The 18,275-nt window shown below is 40.3% G+C and carries 15 protein-coding genes and 1 tRNA gene (1 of these 16 only partly in view); 9 read left to right on the forward strand and 7 right to left on the reverse strand.

Annotated elements, in window-relative coordinates:
- The first annotated feature begins 11 nt into the window (after nt 1-11).
- The 5 genes from HMPREF9096_RS04100 to queF are packed head-to-tail and all read left to right on the forward strand — an operon-like array spanning nt 12 to nt 3,745.
- A complete protein-coding gene (locus HMPREF9096_RS04100) occupies nt 12-506 on the forward strand; it encodes a thermonuclease family protein (protein WP_009500534.1) in 495 nt (164 codons plus the stop codon).
- Entirely contained in the window at nt 496-1,695 is a 1,200-nt protein-coding gene (locus HMPREF9096_RS04095) for a cysteine desulfurase (RefSeq protein ID WP_009500535.1), read from the forward strand. The genes HMPREF9096_RS04100 and HMPREF9096_RS04095 overlap by 11 nt, the downstream gene beginning before the upstream one ends.
- Complete coding sequence (locus HMPREF9096_RS04090; RefSeq protein WP_032803482.1) at nt 1,695-2,075, forward strand: SufE family protein; 381 nt, start codon at nt 1,695-1,697, stop codon at nt 2,073-2,075. Before HMPREF9096_RS04095 ends, HMPREF9096_RS04090 begins: the two co-directional genes overlap by 1 nt.
- Entirely contained in the window at nt 2,066-2,851 is a 786-nt protein-coding gene (locus HMPREF9096_RS04085) for a Zn-ribbon-containing protein (RefSeq protein ID WP_009500537.1), read from the forward strand. Before HMPREF9096_RS04090 ends, HMPREF9096_RS04085 begins: the two co-directional genes overlap by 10 nt.
- Before the next feature lie 54 nt (nt 2,852-2,905).
- On the forward strand, nt 2,906-3,745 hold the full coding sequence (gene queF / locus HMPREF9096_RS04080; RefSeq protein WP_032803427.1) for an NADPH-dependent 7-cyano-7-deazaguanine reductase QueF: 840 nt from the start codon (nt 2,906-2,908) through the stop codon (nt 3,743-3,745).
- A gap of 35 nt (nt 3,746-3,780) precedes the next feature.
- On the opposite strand, the gene tyrA is transcribed toward queF, so the two are convergent.
- The 3 genes from tyrA to rbfA all read right to left on the reverse strand — a co-directional run bounded on the left by tyrA (nt 3,781) and on the right by rbfA (nt 6,301).
- Nucleotides 3,781-4,905, reverse strand: a complete 1,125-nt coding sequence (gene tyrA, locus HMPREF9096_RS04075) for a bifunctional chorismate mutase/prephenate dehydrogenase (RefSeq protein ID WP_009500539.1) — start codon at nt 4,903-4,905, stop codon at nt 3,781-3,783.
- Between the two features lie 89 nt (nt 4,906-4,994).
- On the reverse strand, nt 4,995-5,915 hold the full coding sequence (truB, locus tag HMPREF9096_RS04070; protein WP_009500540.1) for a tRNA pseudouridine(55) synthase TruB: 921 nt from the start codon (nt 5,913-5,915) through the stop codon (nt 4,995-4,997).
- Entirely contained in the window at nt 5,915-6,301 is a 387-nt protein-coding gene (gene rbfA, locus HMPREF9096_RS04065; protein WP_005628626.1) for a 30S ribosome-binding factor RbfA, read from the reverse strand. The genes truB and rbfA overlap by 1 nt, the downstream gene beginning before the upstream one ends.
- 115 nt (nt 6,302-6,416) lie before the next feature.
- Here rbfA and HMPREF9096_RS04060 point away from each other — a divergent pair, with 115 nt between their 5' ends.
- The 4 genes from HMPREF9096_RS04060 (at nt 6,417) to HMPREF9096_RS04045 (ending at nt 13,472) form a co-directional block, all read left to right on the forward strand.
- Entirely contained in the window at nt 6,417-8,162 is a 1,746-nt protein-coding gene (locus HMPREF9096_RS04060; protein WP_009500542.1) for a type I restriction-modification system subunit M, read from the forward strand.
- Nucleotides 8,155-9,471: a restriction endonuclease subunit S gene (locus HMPREF9096_RS04055; protein ID WP_009500543.1), complete on the forward strand. Its 1,317-nt coding sequence runs from the start codon at nt 8,155-8,157 to the stop codon at nt 9,469-9,471. The genes HMPREF9096_RS04060 and HMPREF9096_RS04055 overlap by 8 nt, the downstream gene beginning before the upstream one ends.
- Nucleotides 9,472-9,547: 76 nt before the next feature.
- Entirely contained in the window at nt 9,548-10,114 is a 567-nt protein-coding gene (locus HMPREF9096_RS04050; RefSeq protein ID WP_156791781.1) for a hypothetical protein, read from the forward strand.
- Nucleotides 10,115-10,307: 193 nt separating this feature from the next.
- Nucleotides 10,308-13,472 (forward strand): type I restriction endonuclease subunit R, encoded by a 3,165-nt coding sequence (locus HMPREF9096_RS04045; RefSeq protein WP_009500545.1) that lies wholly within the window; start codon nt 10,308-10,310, stop codon nt 13,470-13,472.
- A gap of 78 nt (nt 13,473-13,550) precedes the next feature.
- On the opposite strand, the gene infB is transcribed toward HMPREF9096_RS04045, so the two are convergent.
- From infB to HMPREF9096_RS0108765, 4 genes are all read right to left on the reverse strand, one after another.
- Nucleotides 13,551-16,085: a translation initiation factor IF-2 gene (gene infB / locus HMPREF9096_RS04040; RefSeq protein ID WP_009500546.1), complete on the reverse strand. Its 2,535-nt coding sequence runs from the start codon at nt 16,083-16,085 to the stop codon at nt 13,551-13,553.
- Between the two features lie 11 nt (nt 16,086-16,096).
- Nucleotides 16,097-17,584, reverse strand: coding sequence for a transcription termination factor NusA (nusA, locus tag HMPREF9096_RS04035; RefSeq protein WP_005645077.1), 1,488 nt, complete (start codon nt 17,582-17,584; stop codon nt 16,097-16,099).
- A 16-nt stretch (nt 17,585-17,600) separates the two neighbouring features.
- Nucleotides 17,601-18,056: a ribosome maturation factor RimP gene (gene rimP, locus HMPREF9096_RS04030; RefSeq protein WP_005628605.1), complete on the reverse strand. Its 456-nt coding sequence runs from the start codon at nt 18,054-18,056 to the stop codon at nt 17,601-17,603.
- Nucleotides 18,057-18,242: 186 nt separating this feature from the next.
- Nucleotides 18,243-18,275: transfer RNA gene (locus tag HMPREF9096_RS0108765), tRNA-OTHER, on the reverse strand; it runs 42 nt beyond the window's last position.

Consider the following 18,275-nt stretch of genomic DNA (forward strand, 5'->3'; position numbering starts at 1 on the left):
AACCTTGCAAAATGATAAATCGAAAATCGCTATTTGCTATTCTATTACTAATTTTTACCGCACTTTCGGCGTGCTCTAGTGAAGAAAATACTTGCCGTGTCGTTGGCATTAGTGACGGCGATACACTTACCTGCCTTGCTAAAAATAATCGACAAATCAAAGTACGGCTAGCTGAAATTGATGCGCCAGAGAAAAAACAAGCTTTTGGACAAAAATCTAAAAAAGCGTTGTCTGATATGGTCTATCTTCGTGATGTACGTCTTTCTTTAAAAGGTCAAGATCGCTATCAACGCACATTGGCGATTGTTTATTATCAAGATAAAAATATTAATTTAGAAATGGTTAAACAAGGTATGGCATGGGCCTATAAGCAATATTCCCATGATCCGATTTATCTTCAAGCACAAGAAAATGCACAAGCCAAACGAATTGGTCTCTGGGAGGACAATAATCCAATTGAACCAAGTCAATGGCGCAGACAAGAGAAAAATCAATATGGCTTTTGATTATCAAACTTTCCGTCAAGAATTTCCCTATTTTCAACATGAAGACGCGGTTGTTTATTTAGATAACGCCGCCACCGCGTTGAAACCTCAAGTGTTAATTGATCGTACCGCCGAATTTTATGCTTCTGCCGGTTCAGTACATCGCAGCCAATATGATGCTGCCCAAACTGCGCAATATGAACAGGCTCGCACACAGGTTAAAGAATGGGTTAATGCAGAAGATAAACGCGCTGTTATTTGGACGTCGGGTACAACTCACGCAATAAACTTAGTGGCGAATGGATTACTACCGCAATTAAACGCAGAAGATGAAATTCTGATTAGCCAAGCAGATCATCATGCTAATTTTGTCACTTGGCACGAAACGGCGAAAAAGTGCGGTGCAAAAATTCGAGTTTTACCGATTTTAGATAATTGGCTAATTGATGAAAATGCCCTTATTTCTGCCATTTCTGAAAAAACTAAACTCGTTGCGCTGAATTTTGTTTCAAATGTTACGGGCACAGAACAGCCGATTAAACGCCTGATTCAACTTATTAGAAAACATAGTCATGCGTTGGTTTTAGTGGATGCTGCACAAGCGATTAGTCATATTAAAATCGATTTACAAGATTTAGATGCAGATTTCCTCGCATTTTCTGCCCATAAAATTTATGGCCCAAATGGGCTTGGCGTTTTAACAGGAAAATTAACCGCACTTTCTCAACTTCAACCGCTCTTTTTCGGTGGAAAAATGGTTGATCGTGTATCAAATGATCGTATTACTTTTGCCGAATTGCCTTATCGTTTAGAAGCGGGCACACCCAATATTGCTGGAGTTATTGGCTTTAATGCCATACTGGATTGGTTACAAAAATGGGATTTTACGGCAGCAGAACAGCACGCCATATCCTTGTCTGAATCCGTCAAAGTGCGGTTAAAATCTTACAAGAATTGCCGATTATTCAATTCCCCTCAACCAAGCACTGTCGTTTGCTTTATATTTGACGGCATTGACTGTTCCGATCTTTCTACACTTTTGAGCGAACAAAATATTGCGCTTCGTGTGGGCGAACATTGTGCCCAACCTTATTTAGCACGCTTAGGCGAACGCACCATATTGCGTCTTTCTTTTGCCCCTTATAATACGCAGGAAGATGTAGAGGCATTTTTTACCGCCTTAGACAAAGCACTGGATTTATTACAATGATAATAGAACAATTAAAACAAGCTAAAAATTGGGAAGAACGCTATCGCCTGATTATTCAAGCTGGCAAAAATTTACCTCGCCCAAACGATGATGAACTTGCTCAAATGCAACCCATTACTGGCTGCGAAGCACAAATGTGGTTTCAAATTATGCCTAAAAATGACCGCACTTTTCAATTCAACGGATTTAGCGAAGCCAGAATTATGAATGGCTTGCTTTGGATTTTATTCAATAAAATCAATGGTAAAACAGCGGATGAATTGAATACATTTGATATTACTGTATTTTTTAGCGAACTCGGCATTTCACAACGTTTAAGCGAAACACGTTTAAACGGATTAAACCAAATCGGACAGCAATTAAAAAATTTATGTATTTAATCGAAACCTATTTTCGCCTGACTGCCCTTGAAAATAATATTGAATCACAAAGTCGTTTACTTAATGCCGTGATCGATCAATGGCGGTATAACGGGCAGATTATCGGACGTGAAATTCCTTTATATTTAGCGGAAGAAGATGGGGCACAAGGCTTTGCTATGCGTGTCATTTGCCCTGAGCAAGATAGTCTTTTCCCGCAAAATAATAACGCAGAAGTGAATCGCGCATTACAAGAAGCCGAAAAGTGCGGCGTAATTTTTGATGGTTTTCAACTTGTGGGCGATGATTTCAATTCAGATCAAACGGCAGAAAATGCCTCGCCAGCTTGGCAGGTGCTTTACACGACTTATTTACAAAGCTGCTCGCCGATTCATAGCGGAGAAAATTTCGCACCAATCCCTTTGTATAAACAGTTGAAAAATCAACCGCACTTAAGCCAAGATCTGATTAAATGGCAAGAAAATTGGCAAGCCTGTGATCAACTGCAAATGAATGGAGCGGTATTAGAACAACAATCTTTGGCTGAAATTTCTGAGTATCAAAGCACGCTTTCAAAACACGGACGCTATTTAGCCCAAGAAATAGAAAAAGAAACAGGCATAGCGACTTACTATTATTTATATCGTGTAGGTGGGCAATCTTTAGAATCTGAAAAATCCCGTTGCTGCCCTTCTTGTGGTGCAAATTGGGCGTTAAAAGACGCGATTTTTGATACCTTTAATTTTAAATGCGATACCTGTCGATTAGTTTCGAATCTATCGTGGAATTTTTTGTAATTAATTTATAAAGTGTCGAAATTTGCAAAAGTCGGACACCTAATCGGAGAAAAGATGAATTACCAAGACAACAGCTTAAAATCCTTAAAACTCGGTCAAAAAACAGAATATGCCTCTCAATATGACCGCACTTTATTACAGCCTGTGCCACGCGCGTTAAATCGTGATGGGTTAGGCATTACCCAAAACCAACCATTTACTATCGGCGCCGATATTTGGACGGCTTATGAAATCTCGTGGCTCAACGAAAAAGGCTTGCCACAAGTGGCTATCGCAGATATTTATCTGGATTATCAAAGCCAAAATTTGATTGAGTCAAAAAGTTTTAAACTTTATTTAAATAGCTTCAACCAAAGCAAATTTGCCGACTTCAACGCCGTTCAACAAACTATGCAACGCGATTTAAGCGAATGTGCGCAAGGCGATGTAAAAGTGCGATTAAATCCAGTGGCAGTTTATGATTTTCAAAAAATTGATCATTTACAAGGCGATTGCATTGATGAACAAGATATTGAAATTACCAGCTACCAATTTAACGCTGATTGGCTGAAAGATTGTGTATCTGATGAAATTGTCGAAGAAAAATTAGTCAGTCATTTATTGAAATCTAACTGCCTGATTACCAATCAACCAGACTGGGGCACCTTGCATATTCATTATGTTGGTAAAAAAATCAATCACGAAAAATTATTGCGTTACGTTGTATCGTTCCGTCAGCATAATGAATTCCACGAACAATGTGTCGAACGTATTTTTTGCGATTTAATGCACTACGCAAAACCAGAAAAACTCACCGTTTACGCACGCTATACTCGACGTGGCGGATTAGACATTAATCCATTCCGCTCTAATTTTGAGAATTTACCTGAAAATTTAAGATTAGCGAGACAGTAAAAGAAAAATGCGGTGAAATTTCACCGCACTTTTCCCTACCCTTGTTTCAAATCATTTGCCTGCTGCAATAGCTGACGGCTTTCTTTTAAGAATTGTTCGGAATAGTCGCCAAACCAGTCACGCACCTTATGGAAAGCATCAATAAAACCTTGACGATCATTATTTTCAAAGAAAGTTAAAGCTTCTTCGTAAGTTTGTTTTAGTGTTTCGATTACCGCTAAATTTTCTGGTTTATCCATAATAATATCTGCATAAAGCTCTGCATCTTGCGCAAATAAACGACCGATCATCGCAAGTTCTAAGCGATAAATAGGAGAAGAAAGCGCCAATAAATTAGCAAGATGAACAGGCTGTTTAGAAAGATGTAAACCATTCGCGAAAGTTGAAAAATGGCGCAAGGCTTGTATATAAGTCATATTGTGATCGTGTTCTGTCGCATCGGTTTGATAAATTTTTGCACCCCAAATTTGAACTTGCTCAAGTAACCATTCGTAACGTTCAGGAAAACGTCCATCACAACGCACAACCACTTGTTTTGCCATACTTGCAATATCTGGCCCAAACATTGGATGTAAACCTAAAACAGCACCAGAATGGATTTCAAGCATTTTCGCCAGCGGTTCACGCTTAACAGAGGTTAAATCTGCAAGTAGCATGTTTTCCGTTAAATAAGGTTTTAAGCGTTCAATTGTTTCCAAAGTAATATTAATGGGGACGGAAACGATCACGACATCCGCATTTGTTAAAATACTTTCAGCCACCGCCCAATCTTCGCGATCTAAGATAGAAATTGGATAACCAGATGCACGTAAGTAACGGGCAAATAAGCCACCCAATTTACCATAACCGCCCACGATAACAATTTTGTGAATATCAGGATTGATGGTTTTAAAGCCAAATTGGTTTTCATTGGCATAGGATTCGCGCATAAAACGGCGTAGAACATCTTCAATCAGATCTGCTGAAATGCCTGCTTTTTCAGCCTCTAAACGACGCGCTTGGAGCATTGCTATTTCACGCTCAGGCGCATAAATAGGTAATCCATGTTGATGTTTAACTTTACCGACTTGAGAAACCAACTCAAGACGTTTAGCAAAAAGTTGGATAAGTTCGCGATCAAGCGAATCAATTTCAGAACGTAAATCCTTAAGGGCTTCCATAAAACTCACCTGCAAAATTTAGTTTACACATATTGTAAAAAATTAATTACAGATGAGATTACTAGAATTTTATAGGAAAGGCAATTAAGTTATGCGGATTGCGTGATTAAGCGTTGTGGGCGAATAATATTTCCATCGATTAAGGCTACGCCTAAAAATAAATTCTCCGCTGAAAATAACCGCACTTGACCGCTTAATTGCTGGTCGTTAGCAAATTTCACTCGTTGACCAAAACCAATGGCTTTACTCTGCTCTGCATTCAAATGAAAAGCGGGCAATTTACTTACTGCGGTATCGGTTGGAAGTAATAGTCGATCCAATTCACTTAATGGAAAACTTTCAGCGAGCAGTTGTAACTCATCAATTGGCATCATTTCTGCTACGGGGTAATCCGCTACGGCTGTACGGCGTAACATTGTCACATGCGCGCCACAACCTAGCACTTCACCCAAATCATCGACTAAGGTGCGAATATAAGTACCTTTTGAACAATGCACTTCTAAGGTTAAATAAGGTGCATGATATTCAATAAAATTGAGTTCAAAAATCGTAATTGGGCGAGCCTCACGCTCAACCGTAATACCTTGTCGCGCATATTCATAAAGCGGTTTACCGTTATGTTTTAGTGCAGAAAACATGGTTGGCACTTGCAAAATATCGCCACGAAATTGTTCAAGTGCGGTCAAAATTTGCTGAGTTTCAATATGAACCTCTCGAGTTTCCACGACTTGCCCTTCCGAATCGGAAGTATCGGTACGTTCGCCTAATTTTGCCGTAACAAGATAACGCTTATCTGCATCAAGCAAAAATTGTGAAAACTTAGTTGCTTCACCCAAGCAAATCGGCAACATCCCCGTTGCCAACGGATCGAGCGCGCCAGTATGCCCGGCTTTGTTTGCTTGAAATAAACGCTTCACCTTTTGCATGATGTCATTTGATGACATACCTTGTGGTTTATCCAACAAAAATACACCATCAACATCACGCCAGCGTTTACGAGGTCTAGACATTAGTTGCTTTCCTCAACGTGTTTTTTCTCATCTTCACGCACAACATTGGTCACAAGATTTGACATACGCATCCCTTCCACTAAGGATTGATCGTAAATAAAGCGAATCTCTGGCACGATACGTAAACGCATCGCTTTGCCTAGTAATGAACGAATATAAGGCGATGCTTTTTCTAAGCCTTTCATGCCTTGCTCAATTGCCGTTTCATCGTGATCGAATAAAAAAGTCACGAAGATTTTTGCGTAAGATAAATCGCTCGACACTTCCACATCAGAAACCGTCACCATCCCAATACGGGGATCTTTCACTTCGCGTTGTAAAATGACTGCTATTTCTTTTTGTATTTCTTGAGCGACGCGATCGCTACGTTTAAATTCTCTTGCCATAGTTATTCCTTATTTATAAAAGCGCCTCATTCTACTGGAAATCATTGAATTTAGCACGCAAAAATCCCTTTCAACCCGATACTGTTTTTCGATAAAATGGCACCTGATAATTTGTTTGAATTTTCAAACTTCCGATAAAAATCACTTTACAGAGGGCATAATTTATGCAAGCGAGACGAGACGAGACGAGACGAGACGAGACGAGACGACCAAGATTGTCGATGAAAATCACACATTACAACAAGCATTTTTAAATGAATTAGATGAAAAATTTTGGATATCTGCTGATAAACTCCGCCAACAACTTGATGCCGCTAACTATAAACATATCGTTCTTGGTCTTATCTTCTTAAAATACATTTCTGATAGTTTCACCCATCAACAGGAAAAAATTCAGGCAGAACTCTCCACACCTGAAAATCCCCTCTATCTTGACCGCACTTTTTTTGATACTGAAGAAGAGTATCAAGAAGCCTTAACCGCTGAACTGGAAAACCGTGATTATTACACCGCAGATAACGTATTTTGGGTGCCAGTCTCTGCGCGTTGGCAAGCCTTACAAGAAGTCTCTATTCTCAACACTGGGGCAGAATTGCCTTGGGGTGGAAAATTTTCCGGCGTGTCAAAGCTCATTGACGATGCCTTCGATGCTATTGAAAAAAATAACGAAAAACTCAAAGGCGTACTCCAACGCATCAGCGGCTATGCGGTAAACGAAGACACCCTGCGCGGACTGATTATCCTCTTCTCCGATACCCACTTTACCCGTCCGACTTACAACGGCGAGCCCGTACATTTAGGCGCAAAAGACATACTCGGCCACGTTTACGAATACTTCCTTGGTCGCTTTGCCCAAGCCGAAGGCAAACGCGGCGGACAATATTTCACGCCCAAATCCATTGTTTCCCTGATTGTCGAAATGCTCGAGCCCTACTCAGGCCGCGTATATGACCCGGCCATGGGCAGCGGCGGCTTTTTCGTGCAAACCGAACGCTTTATTACCGCCCATCAAGGCAACATCAACAACGTTTCCATCTATGGGCAAGAATTCAACCCGACCACTTGGAAACTTGCCGCCATGAATATGGCGATTCGCGGCATTGATTACGACTTCGGCAAACACAACGCCGACAGCTTCACGCAGCCGCAACACATCGACAAAAAGATGGATTTCATCATGGCAAACCCGCCATTCAACATTAGCGATTGGTGGAGCGAATCCCTTGCCGATGATCCACGCTGGGCATACGGCACACCGCCGAAAGGCAACGCCAACTTTGCTTGGCTGCAACACATGATTTACCACCTCTCGCCCAACGGCAAAATGGCATTATTACTGGCCAACGGCTCCATGAGCAGCCAAACCAACAACGAAGGCGAAATCCGCAAAGCCATCATCAATGCCGACTTGGTTGAATGTATGGTTGCCCTGCCCGGTCAGCTCTTCACCAACACCCAAATCCCCGCCTGTATTTGGTTCTTAAACCGCAACAAAAAGCGCAAAGGCGAAGTATTGTTTATCGATGCCCGCCAAATCGGCTATATGAAAGACCGCGTCTTGCGCGATTTCACCGCTGACGATATCGCCAAAATTGCCAACACCCTCCACGCTTGGCAAACATCAGACGGCTATGAAGACCAAGCCGCTTTCTGCAAATCCGCGACTTTAGAAGACATTGCGGGTAACGATTTCGTCCTCACACCGGGACGCTACGTCGGCACCGCAGAACAAGAAGACGACGGCGTGCCATTTGCAGAAAAAATGCAAAATCTGACCGCTCTTTTAAAGGAACAATTTGCAAAAAGTGCGGAGTTGGAAGCAGAGATTAAAAAGAATTTAGGAGGATTGGGGTATGAATGATTTGAATAGAATATTTTTAGGAGATATTGCAAAATTTAAATATGGAAAAATTCTCAAAAAAAGCGAAATTCTTGAACATGGAAAGCATCCCGTGTTTAGTGGTTATCAAATTGTTGGTTATTTAAATTCTTATGAATTTGAGCAAGAGCAATTAATTATAGTTTGTCGTGGAGCTGGTGGTACTGGAGATATAAAAATGTCTCCACATCAATGTTCAATTACAAATCTTGCAATAATTATTGATATTGATGAAACTAAATTTGATAAGAAATATATTTATTGGGTCCTCAAGAATTCAGATACTTATTCATTAAGAACAGGTAGTGCACAGCCACAAATAACAATTAATAGTCTAGAAAAATTTCCTATACAAATTATTCCTAATATTATAAAACAAAAAAATATTGTAACCGTTTTGGATGGATTAGATAAAAAAATTCAACTCAACACCCAAATCAACAAAACCTTGGAACAAATCGCCCAAGCCCTGTTTAAAAGCTGGTTTGTCGATTTTGATCCCGTGCGTGCCAAAGTCCAAGCCCTTTCAGACGGCCTTAGCCTTGAACAAGCGGAGCTGGCAGTCATGCAGGCAATCAGTGGAAAAACAGCCGAAGAACTTACCGCACTTTCACAAACACAGCCTGACCGCTACGCCGAATTAACCGAAACCGCCAAAGCGTTTCCGTGTGAGATGGTGGAGGTTGATGGGGTTGAAGTGCCGAAGGGATGGGAGGTTAAGCCAGCTGATGAATTATTTGATATTGGCATAGGTAAAACACCACCAAGAAAAGAAACTGAATGGTTTTCTACAAATCCCGATGATATGCAATGGATTTCTATTAAGGATATGGGAAATTCCGGAGTATTTATTACTGAGAGTAGTGAATTCTTAACAAATCAAGCCGTGGATAAATTTAATATTCGTAAAATTCCAGAGAATACTGTTTTACTCAGTTTTAAATTAACAATTGGACGTGTATCAATCACAACGAGTGAGACTACAACGAATGAAGCCATAGCTCATTTTAAAATAACTGATAAATCATTCTTAACAACCGAATATTTATATCTATTCTTTCAACAATTTGATTTCAATAGCCTTGGAAGTACATCATCAATTGCAACAGCTGTTAACTCAAAAACAATTAAAGGAATTGAAATACTTATACCAAATGAAGAATTGATAAAAGCTTTTCAGATGAAAATTAGTAATATATTTGCACAAATTAAAAACTTAACTATGGAAAACAAAAATCTAGTAAAAACAAGAGATTTGTTATTACCTAAATTATTAAATGGAGAAATTTAAAATGCCTAGAGGCAAACCTTGCTACTTAAAAAGACGCAACATTACATACCCAACTAAAACTGCATTTCTTCAACGAATGGAAGAAATCAGAAATTCTCATGCTTCTAATGGGAAATGCTATATCGAAAATCCTGAATACATTGCAGATTTAAAGGATTTTTTAGAAGATTTTTATTCTGATGTAGAAAGAATCCTATCAACACATGATATTGATAACTGTAAATTCTTTGTTCAAAAATCACCTAATTACTCTACATCTTGCATTTATATTGAATCTAATGGAGTAGCTGATGATTTTTCTACAAGCAAATTTAATCCACCTTCTGAAAAAGCGAAATTTTCTCAAGCTTGTTCTTATATTTTAATACCTAAGAAACGGGAAATAAAAAGACAAAAATTCGAAGAATCGGATTTAATTGGTGATCTAAATAATTATGAATTAATTCATCAAAATCCCTCTTGGGGAGAAATCGTTGATCAATTTATTCTTAAAAAGAATTTATCAGAAATATTAGGTAATGTTATTTCTGATGATACCCAAGGAAATAATGCCCCTGTATTCAAAGATGAATACTCAAATCTAAATCAAGAATTCTTAGATTTCTATGATTCTCTTAATTTGAAGTATGAATTAAAAGGCTGATTTCACCTCTGCCAAATCTCCCCTATCCCCTCTTTGCTAAAGAGGGGGACTATTTTGGAGATTTGTTGATTATAAGCGGTCGGATTTGCAGAAAAATTTACCAATGAAAAACATATAAATTCAAATTAAGCCCGATACTATTTTCCTCTTTCCTAAAGGGGATATTTAAACCCAATACACTAAGGAGCGCATCATGCTCAACGAAAATGACATCGAACAACTTACCCTTCAACGTCTGCAATCCCTCGGTTGGGAATATCGCTACGGTAAAGACTTGCCTGTTCATGAAGGCGAGTTTGCCCGTGGCGATTTGAGCGGCGTAGTCTTTGTTGAGCAACTGCGTGAGGCGGTGCGTAAGCTTAATCCGCAGCTGCCTGAAAGTGCGGTGGATTCTGTGGTGAAATCAACAACGAAAAGCGATATTGGTGACTTGGTGGTGCGTAATCAGGCGTTTTATAAACTGTTGCGCGATGGCTTTCGGGTGGAATATCAAGCTGACGGTGAGCAGAAAATCGAGATGGCGCGCTTGGTGGATTTTGAGCATGTGAAGAACAACCGCTTTGTTGCCGTCAATCAGCTGGAAATCCGCAGCCGTAAAGGGAGAAAGCGGATTCCTGATATTATCGGCTTTGTAAATGGCCTGCCCTTGGTGGTATTTGAACTGAAAAATCCGCTGCGTGAATCGGCGGATTTGTTGCAGGCGTTTAATCAGTTTGAAACCTATAAAGATGAAATTGCCGCTCTGTTTGTTTACAACCAAACCCTGATTATTTCAGACGGCATTGCTGCACGTTTGGGCTCGCTTTCGGCAGATTTCCAACGCTTTACGCCGTGGAAAGTGGTCGATGAAAAAAATAAAAGCGCGCGGTTATATTTTGACGATGAGTTGCAAAGCCTGCTCAATGGCTTGCTTACGCCGCAAAAATTGCTCGATTATGTGCGTTATTTTGTGCTGTTTGAACGCGGTTCTAACGGAGCGTTAATCAAGAAAATTGCGGCATATCATCAGTATTACGGCGTGAATGAAGCAGTAGAATCCACGATTTTTGCGACTTCTGAAAAAGGCGACCGTCGCATTGGCGTGATGTGGCATACGCAGGGTTCGGGGAAATCGATTTCCATGTTGTTTTATGCCGGCAAACTGCTTACGCAGCCTGAATTGAAAAATCCCACCATTGTGGTGGTTACCGACCGCAACGATTTGGACGGTCAGCTTTTCCAAACCTTTTCTTCAGGCAAAGATTTAATCAAACAAACACCGCAACAAATGGAAGACCGCGATCAACTGCGCCAACTGCTCGCACAAAATGAAGTCGGCGGCGTGTTTTTTACTACGATTCAGAAATTCGCCTTAAATGAGGAAGAAAGCCGCTTCCCTGTTTTAAATGAGCGCAGCAATATTATTGTAATCAGCGATGAGGCACACCGCAGCCAATATGGCTTTACGCAAAAATTGCATAACGGCAAATTCCAAGCAGGTTATGCTCGCCATTTGCGCGATGCGCTGCCCAATGCTTCGTTTATCGGTTTTACCGGTACGCCGATTAGCCTAGAAGATAAGGACACGCAAGATGTGTTCGGGCGGTATGTGTCGATTTATGACTTGCAAGATGCGGTGGAAGATGGTGCAACCGTGCCGATTGTGTATGAAGCACGCCAAATCCGCTTAAACGAAAAAGAACACGATGAGCTATTCAAAGAAATTGATGAGCTTCTGGAAGAGGAGCGATCCCCTGCCCTGCGGTTGCAGGAAAAATTGCTAGGGTCGCAAGCCCGCCTGGCTGATTTAGCCGCGGATTTTGTGCAGCATTTCGCCAAACGCAATGAAGTCGTCGACAGCAAAGCGATGATGGTGGTTTCCAGCCGTCAAATTTGCGTGGACTTATACAATGAAATCATCAAACTGCGCCCTGAATGGCATTCGGACAATATTAACGAAGGGGCAATTAAAATTGTGATGACGGGTTCTGCTTCCGATGCGCCGGAAATGCAGAAACACGTTTACAGTAAACAGGAAAAACAAACGCTAGAACGCCGCTTTAAAGACCCGAACGATCCGCTGAAAGTCGTGATTGTGCGCGATATGTGGCTGACGGGTTTTGATGCGCCTTGCTGTAATACGATGTATATCGACAAGCCGATGCAAGGGCACAACCTGATGCAGGCGATTGCGCGGGTTAACCGTGTATTCCGCAATAAAAGCCGAGAAAATGGTGGCTTGATTGTGGATTATGTAGGCATTGCTGACAAGCTCAAAGAAGCCACCCAGCAATACACGAATTCACAAGGCAAGGGCAAACTGGCTGATAGCGTAATTGATGTATTCTTTAAAATGAAAGAGCATTTAGAAGTTATCCGCAGCCTGTTTGCAACGCCAGTTGAAGGAAAAACTTTTGATGTTCAGATTGCCTTAGAAAAAGATAATCCGAATGATCTTTTGATGGCTATTCGGTTTGCCGCCAACCATATTTTAAGCCTTGATCAATTACCGTTTGATGGCAAAGCACACGAGCAACATTGGTTTAATAAAAAAGAAAGCGAACCACGCAAAAAAGCCTTTTTGAAAGCGGCAGGCTTGGTAAAAAAAGGCTATATGCTATGTGGCGCATTGGCTGAAGTTGAGCCATATAACCAAGAAATAGCCTTTTATGATGCCGTACGGGCAATTTTAACTAAACGTGAACAAAAAGGCACAGGCACAAATGAAAGACAGATTTTATTAAAAAAACTGGTTAATCAAACTGTGTATTCTGAAGGCGTGATTGATTTATTTGATCTGCTAGAAAAACCACAACCACAAATTAGCTTGCTTTCCGAGGAATTTTTACAAACTGTTAAAAATAGCCCAACTAAAAATTTATGGGTTACGGCAATGGAACGTTATTTAGCAAGTGAAATTAAAGTTAAATCAGGCACAAACTTAACATTGCAAAAAGATTTTGAACAGCGTTTGAAGGAAGCATTGAATCAATACCACAATCACAATTTGACTGTGGTAGAGATTTTGGACGAACTCTTTAAAATGAGCCAAGATTTCCAAGAACGTTTAGCATTAGGGAAAAAACTAGGATTAACCAAGGAAGAACTAGCCTTCTATGAAGCTCTATCTCAAAATCAAAGTGCAAAAGATTTGATGGGTGATGAAGTGCTTTCTAAACTGGCGAAAGAAATCACGGAAACACTTAGAAAATCGGTCACAATCGACTGGCAATACAAAGAGGCGGTACGAGCAAAAATGCGTATTCTCGTTAAACGCGCCCTACAACGCTACAAATATCCACCCGATAAACAGGAAGAAGCGGTAACTTATGTGATTAAACAAGCTGAAGAAATTGCAGAGGATTTAACTGGTTTATAATTTTGATGCGGTTTATTTAATAACAAAAGGGCGGTTAAAAACCAGATGATTTTTAACCGCCCTTTATTTTGTTAAAAGTTAGATTGAACGTTTAACTTCAACCACTTCAAACACCTCGATTTGATCGCCGACTTTTACATCGTTGTAGTTTTTCACGCCGATACCACATTCCATACCGTTACGAACTTCAGATACATCGTCTTTGAAACGGCGAAGAGATTCTAATTCCCCTTCAAAGATAACGACGTTGTCACGTAATACACGGATTGGGTTGTTACGTTTCACTACACCTTCGGTCACCATACAACCTGCAATTGCACCAAATTTCGGATGACGGAATACATCACGAACTTCAGCTAAGCCAATAATTTCTTGTTTAAATTCAGGCTCTAACATACCGCTCATTGCTGCTTTAATTTCATTCAACAATTCATAGATGATTGAGTAGTAACGTAAATCAATGTTTTCCGCTTCAATGACACGACGCGCAGACGCATCAGCACGAACGTTAAAGCCAACAATAATGGCATTAGATGCTGCAGCTAAAGTTGCATCAGTTTCAGTAATACCACCTACACCAGAACCAACAACTTTAACTTTTACTTCATTGGTAGAAAGCTCATTTAACGCTTGAACAATCGCTTCTACAGAGCCTTGTACGTCCGCTTTCACAATGACGTTCAATTCAGCCACATCGCCTTCAGACATATTGCTAAACATATTTTCAAGTTTCGCTTTTTGCTGACGAGCTAATTTCACTTCACGGAATTTACCTTGACGATATAACGCCACTTCACGTGCTTTTTTCTCATCACGTACAACGGTTGCTTCATCACCCGCTGCTGGTACACCTGAAAGACCTAATAATTCAACTGGAATTGAAGGACCTGCTTCATCCACTTCTTTTCCGTTTTCATCACGCATTGCGCGCACACGGCCGTATTCAAAACCACAAAGTACGATGTCACCTTTATGTAATGTACCTGATTGAACCAAGATAGTTGCCACAGGGCCACGACCTTTATCCAAGTAAGATTCAATGACTACACCACTTGCCATGCCGTCTTTTACAGCGGTCAATTCAAGTACTTCAGATTGAAGTAAGATTGCATCTAATAACTCATCAACCCCTGTACCTTTCTTCGCTGATACTGGAACGAATTGCACATCACCACCGAATTTTTCAGAAATTACATCATGTTGTAATAATTCTTGCTCAACACGGTCTGGGTTTGCTTCTGGTTTATCGATTTTATTTACTGCAACCACTAAAGGTGCACCCGCTGCTTTTGCGTGTTGAATTGCTTCGATAGTTTGAGGCATCACACCATCATCGGCAGCCACAACAAGAACAACGATATCTGTTGCTTTTGCACCGCGTGCACGCATAGAAGTAAACGCGGCGTGCCCCGGAGTATCCAAGAAGGTGATCATTTTGCCATCATCCATTTCTACGTGATACGCACCGATATGTTGGGTAATACCACCCGCTTCACCTGCAGCCACTTTCGCTTTACGAATATAGTCAAGTAAAGAGGTTTTACCATGGTCAACGTGACCCATGATGGTTACAACTGGTGCACGCGTTACTTTTTCTGCGTTTACATCGCGATCGCCTAATACCGCTTCTTCAAGCTCATTTTCATTGCGAAGAATCACTTTATGACCAAGTTCTTCCGCTACTAATTGAGCGGTTTCTTGATCGATAACTTGGTTAATAGTAACCATTTCGCCCATCTTCATCATCGTTTTGATGATTTCAGTCGCTTTTACAGCCATCTTGTTCGCTAATTCAGCAACGGTGATGGTTTCACCAATGACAACATCCGCTTTTACAGCTTGAACTGGTTTAGTAAAGGCTTGTTGAAGTGCGGCACCTTTTTTGCCGTTTTTACCTTTACCAAACTTAGCATCTTTTTGATTTTTACGATTAGATTCGCGCTCGTTTTTCGAGTTTTTGCTATTTTCATCGTCGCGACCACCTTTTTTCGCTTTCGCTACTTTATTTTTGCCACGGCCACGGTTTTCGTTACGACGATCTTCTTCATCTTCTGCTTCAAGTGCATATCTTGAACTTAAGTTGTAATCAGAATAGTCTTCAGAAGAAGATTCATTGTCTGAATCATCTGCTTCAGCATAACGTTTCGCTTCTTCTGCTGCACGGCGAGCTTGTTCTTCTGCTTTTTGACGAGCTAATTCTTCAGCTTTACGACGAAGTTCTGCTTCTTCTGCTTTACGTTTCTCTTTTTCAGGATCAATAGATTTAGCTTTAGAATCTACCGCACTTTTTGCTGGCTTAGCTGTTTCTGCTTTCGCTTTTTCAGCTTTTGCTTTTTCATCAGCTTCTTTCTTAGCTGCTGCTTTTTCAGCTTCTAAACGAACTTTTTCTTCTGCCGCTTTTTGTTCAGCAATTTTTTTCGCTTCCGCTTCTTGCTGTGCTTTTAATTTTGCTTCTTCTTGTTGAGCAATATCAGTTTTTACTGTGCGTTTTTTACGTACTTCTACTTGTACTTCTTTGCTTTTTCCACCAGTTGTGGTGCTGCTCACTGTTGTTTTTGTTCTGCGTTGAATGCTTAATTTTTTTGGCGCATCAGCCTTAACATCTTCAGTCATTACTACTCTCCTTATTCTTCGCCAAACCAACAGATATTACGAGCAGCCATAATTAAATCTGCTGCCTGTTCTGCTGTTAATTCTTCAATATCTGCTAAATCATCTACACCCTGTTCGGCGAGTTCTTCGAGAGTAGTAATTTGTTTTTCAGCTAATTTGAATGCCACATGGCGATTCATACCATCTAAATTCAATAAGCGATCTTCAATATTCGCTTTTTTCAATGCTTCTTCTTCAGCAACTGCTGCAGCTGTAATCGCATTTTTAGCTCGAGTTTGAAGCTCTTCGACAAGATCTTCATCTTCTAAACCATCAATTGCTGTCAATTCATTCATTGGCACATAAGCAATTTCTTCTAAACTTGTGAAGCCTTCTTCTACAAGGATTTGTGCAAATTCTTCATCAAGTTCTAATGCGTTCATAAATAAGTTTAAAACTTTGTTATCTTCTGCTTGATGTTTTGCATTTAAATCATCAGTCGTCATTACGTTTAGTGTCCAACCTGTTAATTGTGTTGCTAAACGCACGTTTTGACCATTACGACCAATTGCTTGCGCAAGATTAGCTGCTTCAACTGCAATATCCATAGAATGATTATCTTCATCAACAATGATAGAAGACACATCAGCTGGTGCCATTGCATTAATCACAAATTGAGCTGGATTATCATCCCAAAGCACGATATCTACGCGCTCACCGCCAAGTTCATTGGTAATGGCTTGAACACGCGCACCACGCATACCCACACAAGCGCCAACAGGGTCAATACGTTTATCGTTTGATTTCACCGCAATTTTAGCGCGAGAACCAGGATCACGAGCCGCACCACGAATTTCAATCATTTCCTCACCAATTTCAGGCACTTCAATACGGAATAATTCAATCAACATTTCTGGCTTAGAACGTGTCACAAATAATTGTGCAGTTTTGCCTTCAGGATTTACTTTATAAAGTACACCACGAACACGGTCACCTGGACGGAAATTTTCACGTGGCAACATGTCTTCACGAGCAATCATCGCTTCTGCTTTGTTGCCAAGATCTAAAATGATACTGTCACGACTTACTTTTTTCACAGTACCGGTGACAATTTTACCTTCTTCAGCACGGAACTGTTCTACGACTTTTGCACGCTCAGCCTCACGGATTTTAGTGCTAATTACTTGGCGTACAGTTTGCATTGCAATACGGTCAAATGCGATAGATTCGATTTGATCTTCTACATAATCGCCTAGTTGAAGATTTGGATCTTCAAATTGTGCTGCTTCTAGAGTGATTTCTTTCGTTGGCACTTTGACTTCATCAACAATTAACCAACGACGGAAAGTATCAAAATCACCTGTTTTTGGGTTGATTGATACACGAATATCTGTTTCGTATTCGTATTTTTTCTTAGTAGAGAGCGCAATAGCACTTTCTAACGCTTCAAAAATTTTTTCACGTGGTAATAACTTCTCATTAGATACGGCTTCTGCCGCCAGTAAAATCTCTTTACTCATTTTTCTTTTGCTCCTTTTAAAATTTTGCAACAACATTCGCTTTTTGAATGTTACCAAAGACTAAAACTTGTTCCTGTCCATCAACGATTAAAGTAACCATATCGTTTTCAATACGTTCTAACTTACCTTGCCATTTACGGCGTTCCATCACTGGAATTCGCAAATGCACAGCAATATCTTGCCCAATATAGCGTTCAAATTGTGGCAAGGTAAATAGCGGACGATCTAAACCTGGTGACGACACTTCTAGATTGTATTTATCCGCAATTGGATCTTCTACGTCTAAAATTGCGCTCACTTGACGACTTACATCAGCACAATCATCAACAGTTACGCCACCTTCTTTATCAATAAACAAACGCACAGTCATAAAACGGCCTGCGCGTTGACATTCAATACCCCAAAGTTCACAGCCTAAATCCTCTACTGCGCCTTGTAGCATTTCTTGTAAATTTTGTTCTAATGTAGCCAATTTCTACTCCTATACTGTAGTGTCAGTTTTTAGTCAAAATAACTTCTTTTGATTAATCTAAAAACTTCTACAAAAAATTTTAGGCATAAAAAAAGGGTTAGGTTCACAGGAACCTAAGCCCAGTTTTTATTAAATTTCTTATAGAAAAAAACCCCAAAACTGGGGTTCTTTTACTGAACTTATTATTGGTTGCGGGGGCCGGATTTGAACCGACGGCCT

The sequence above is a fragment of the Haemophilus sp. oral taxon 851 str. F0397 genome, from assembly GCF_000242295.1.
Lineage (GTDB): Bacteria > Pseudomonadota > Gammaproteobacteria > Enterobacterales > Pasteurellaceae > Haemophilus.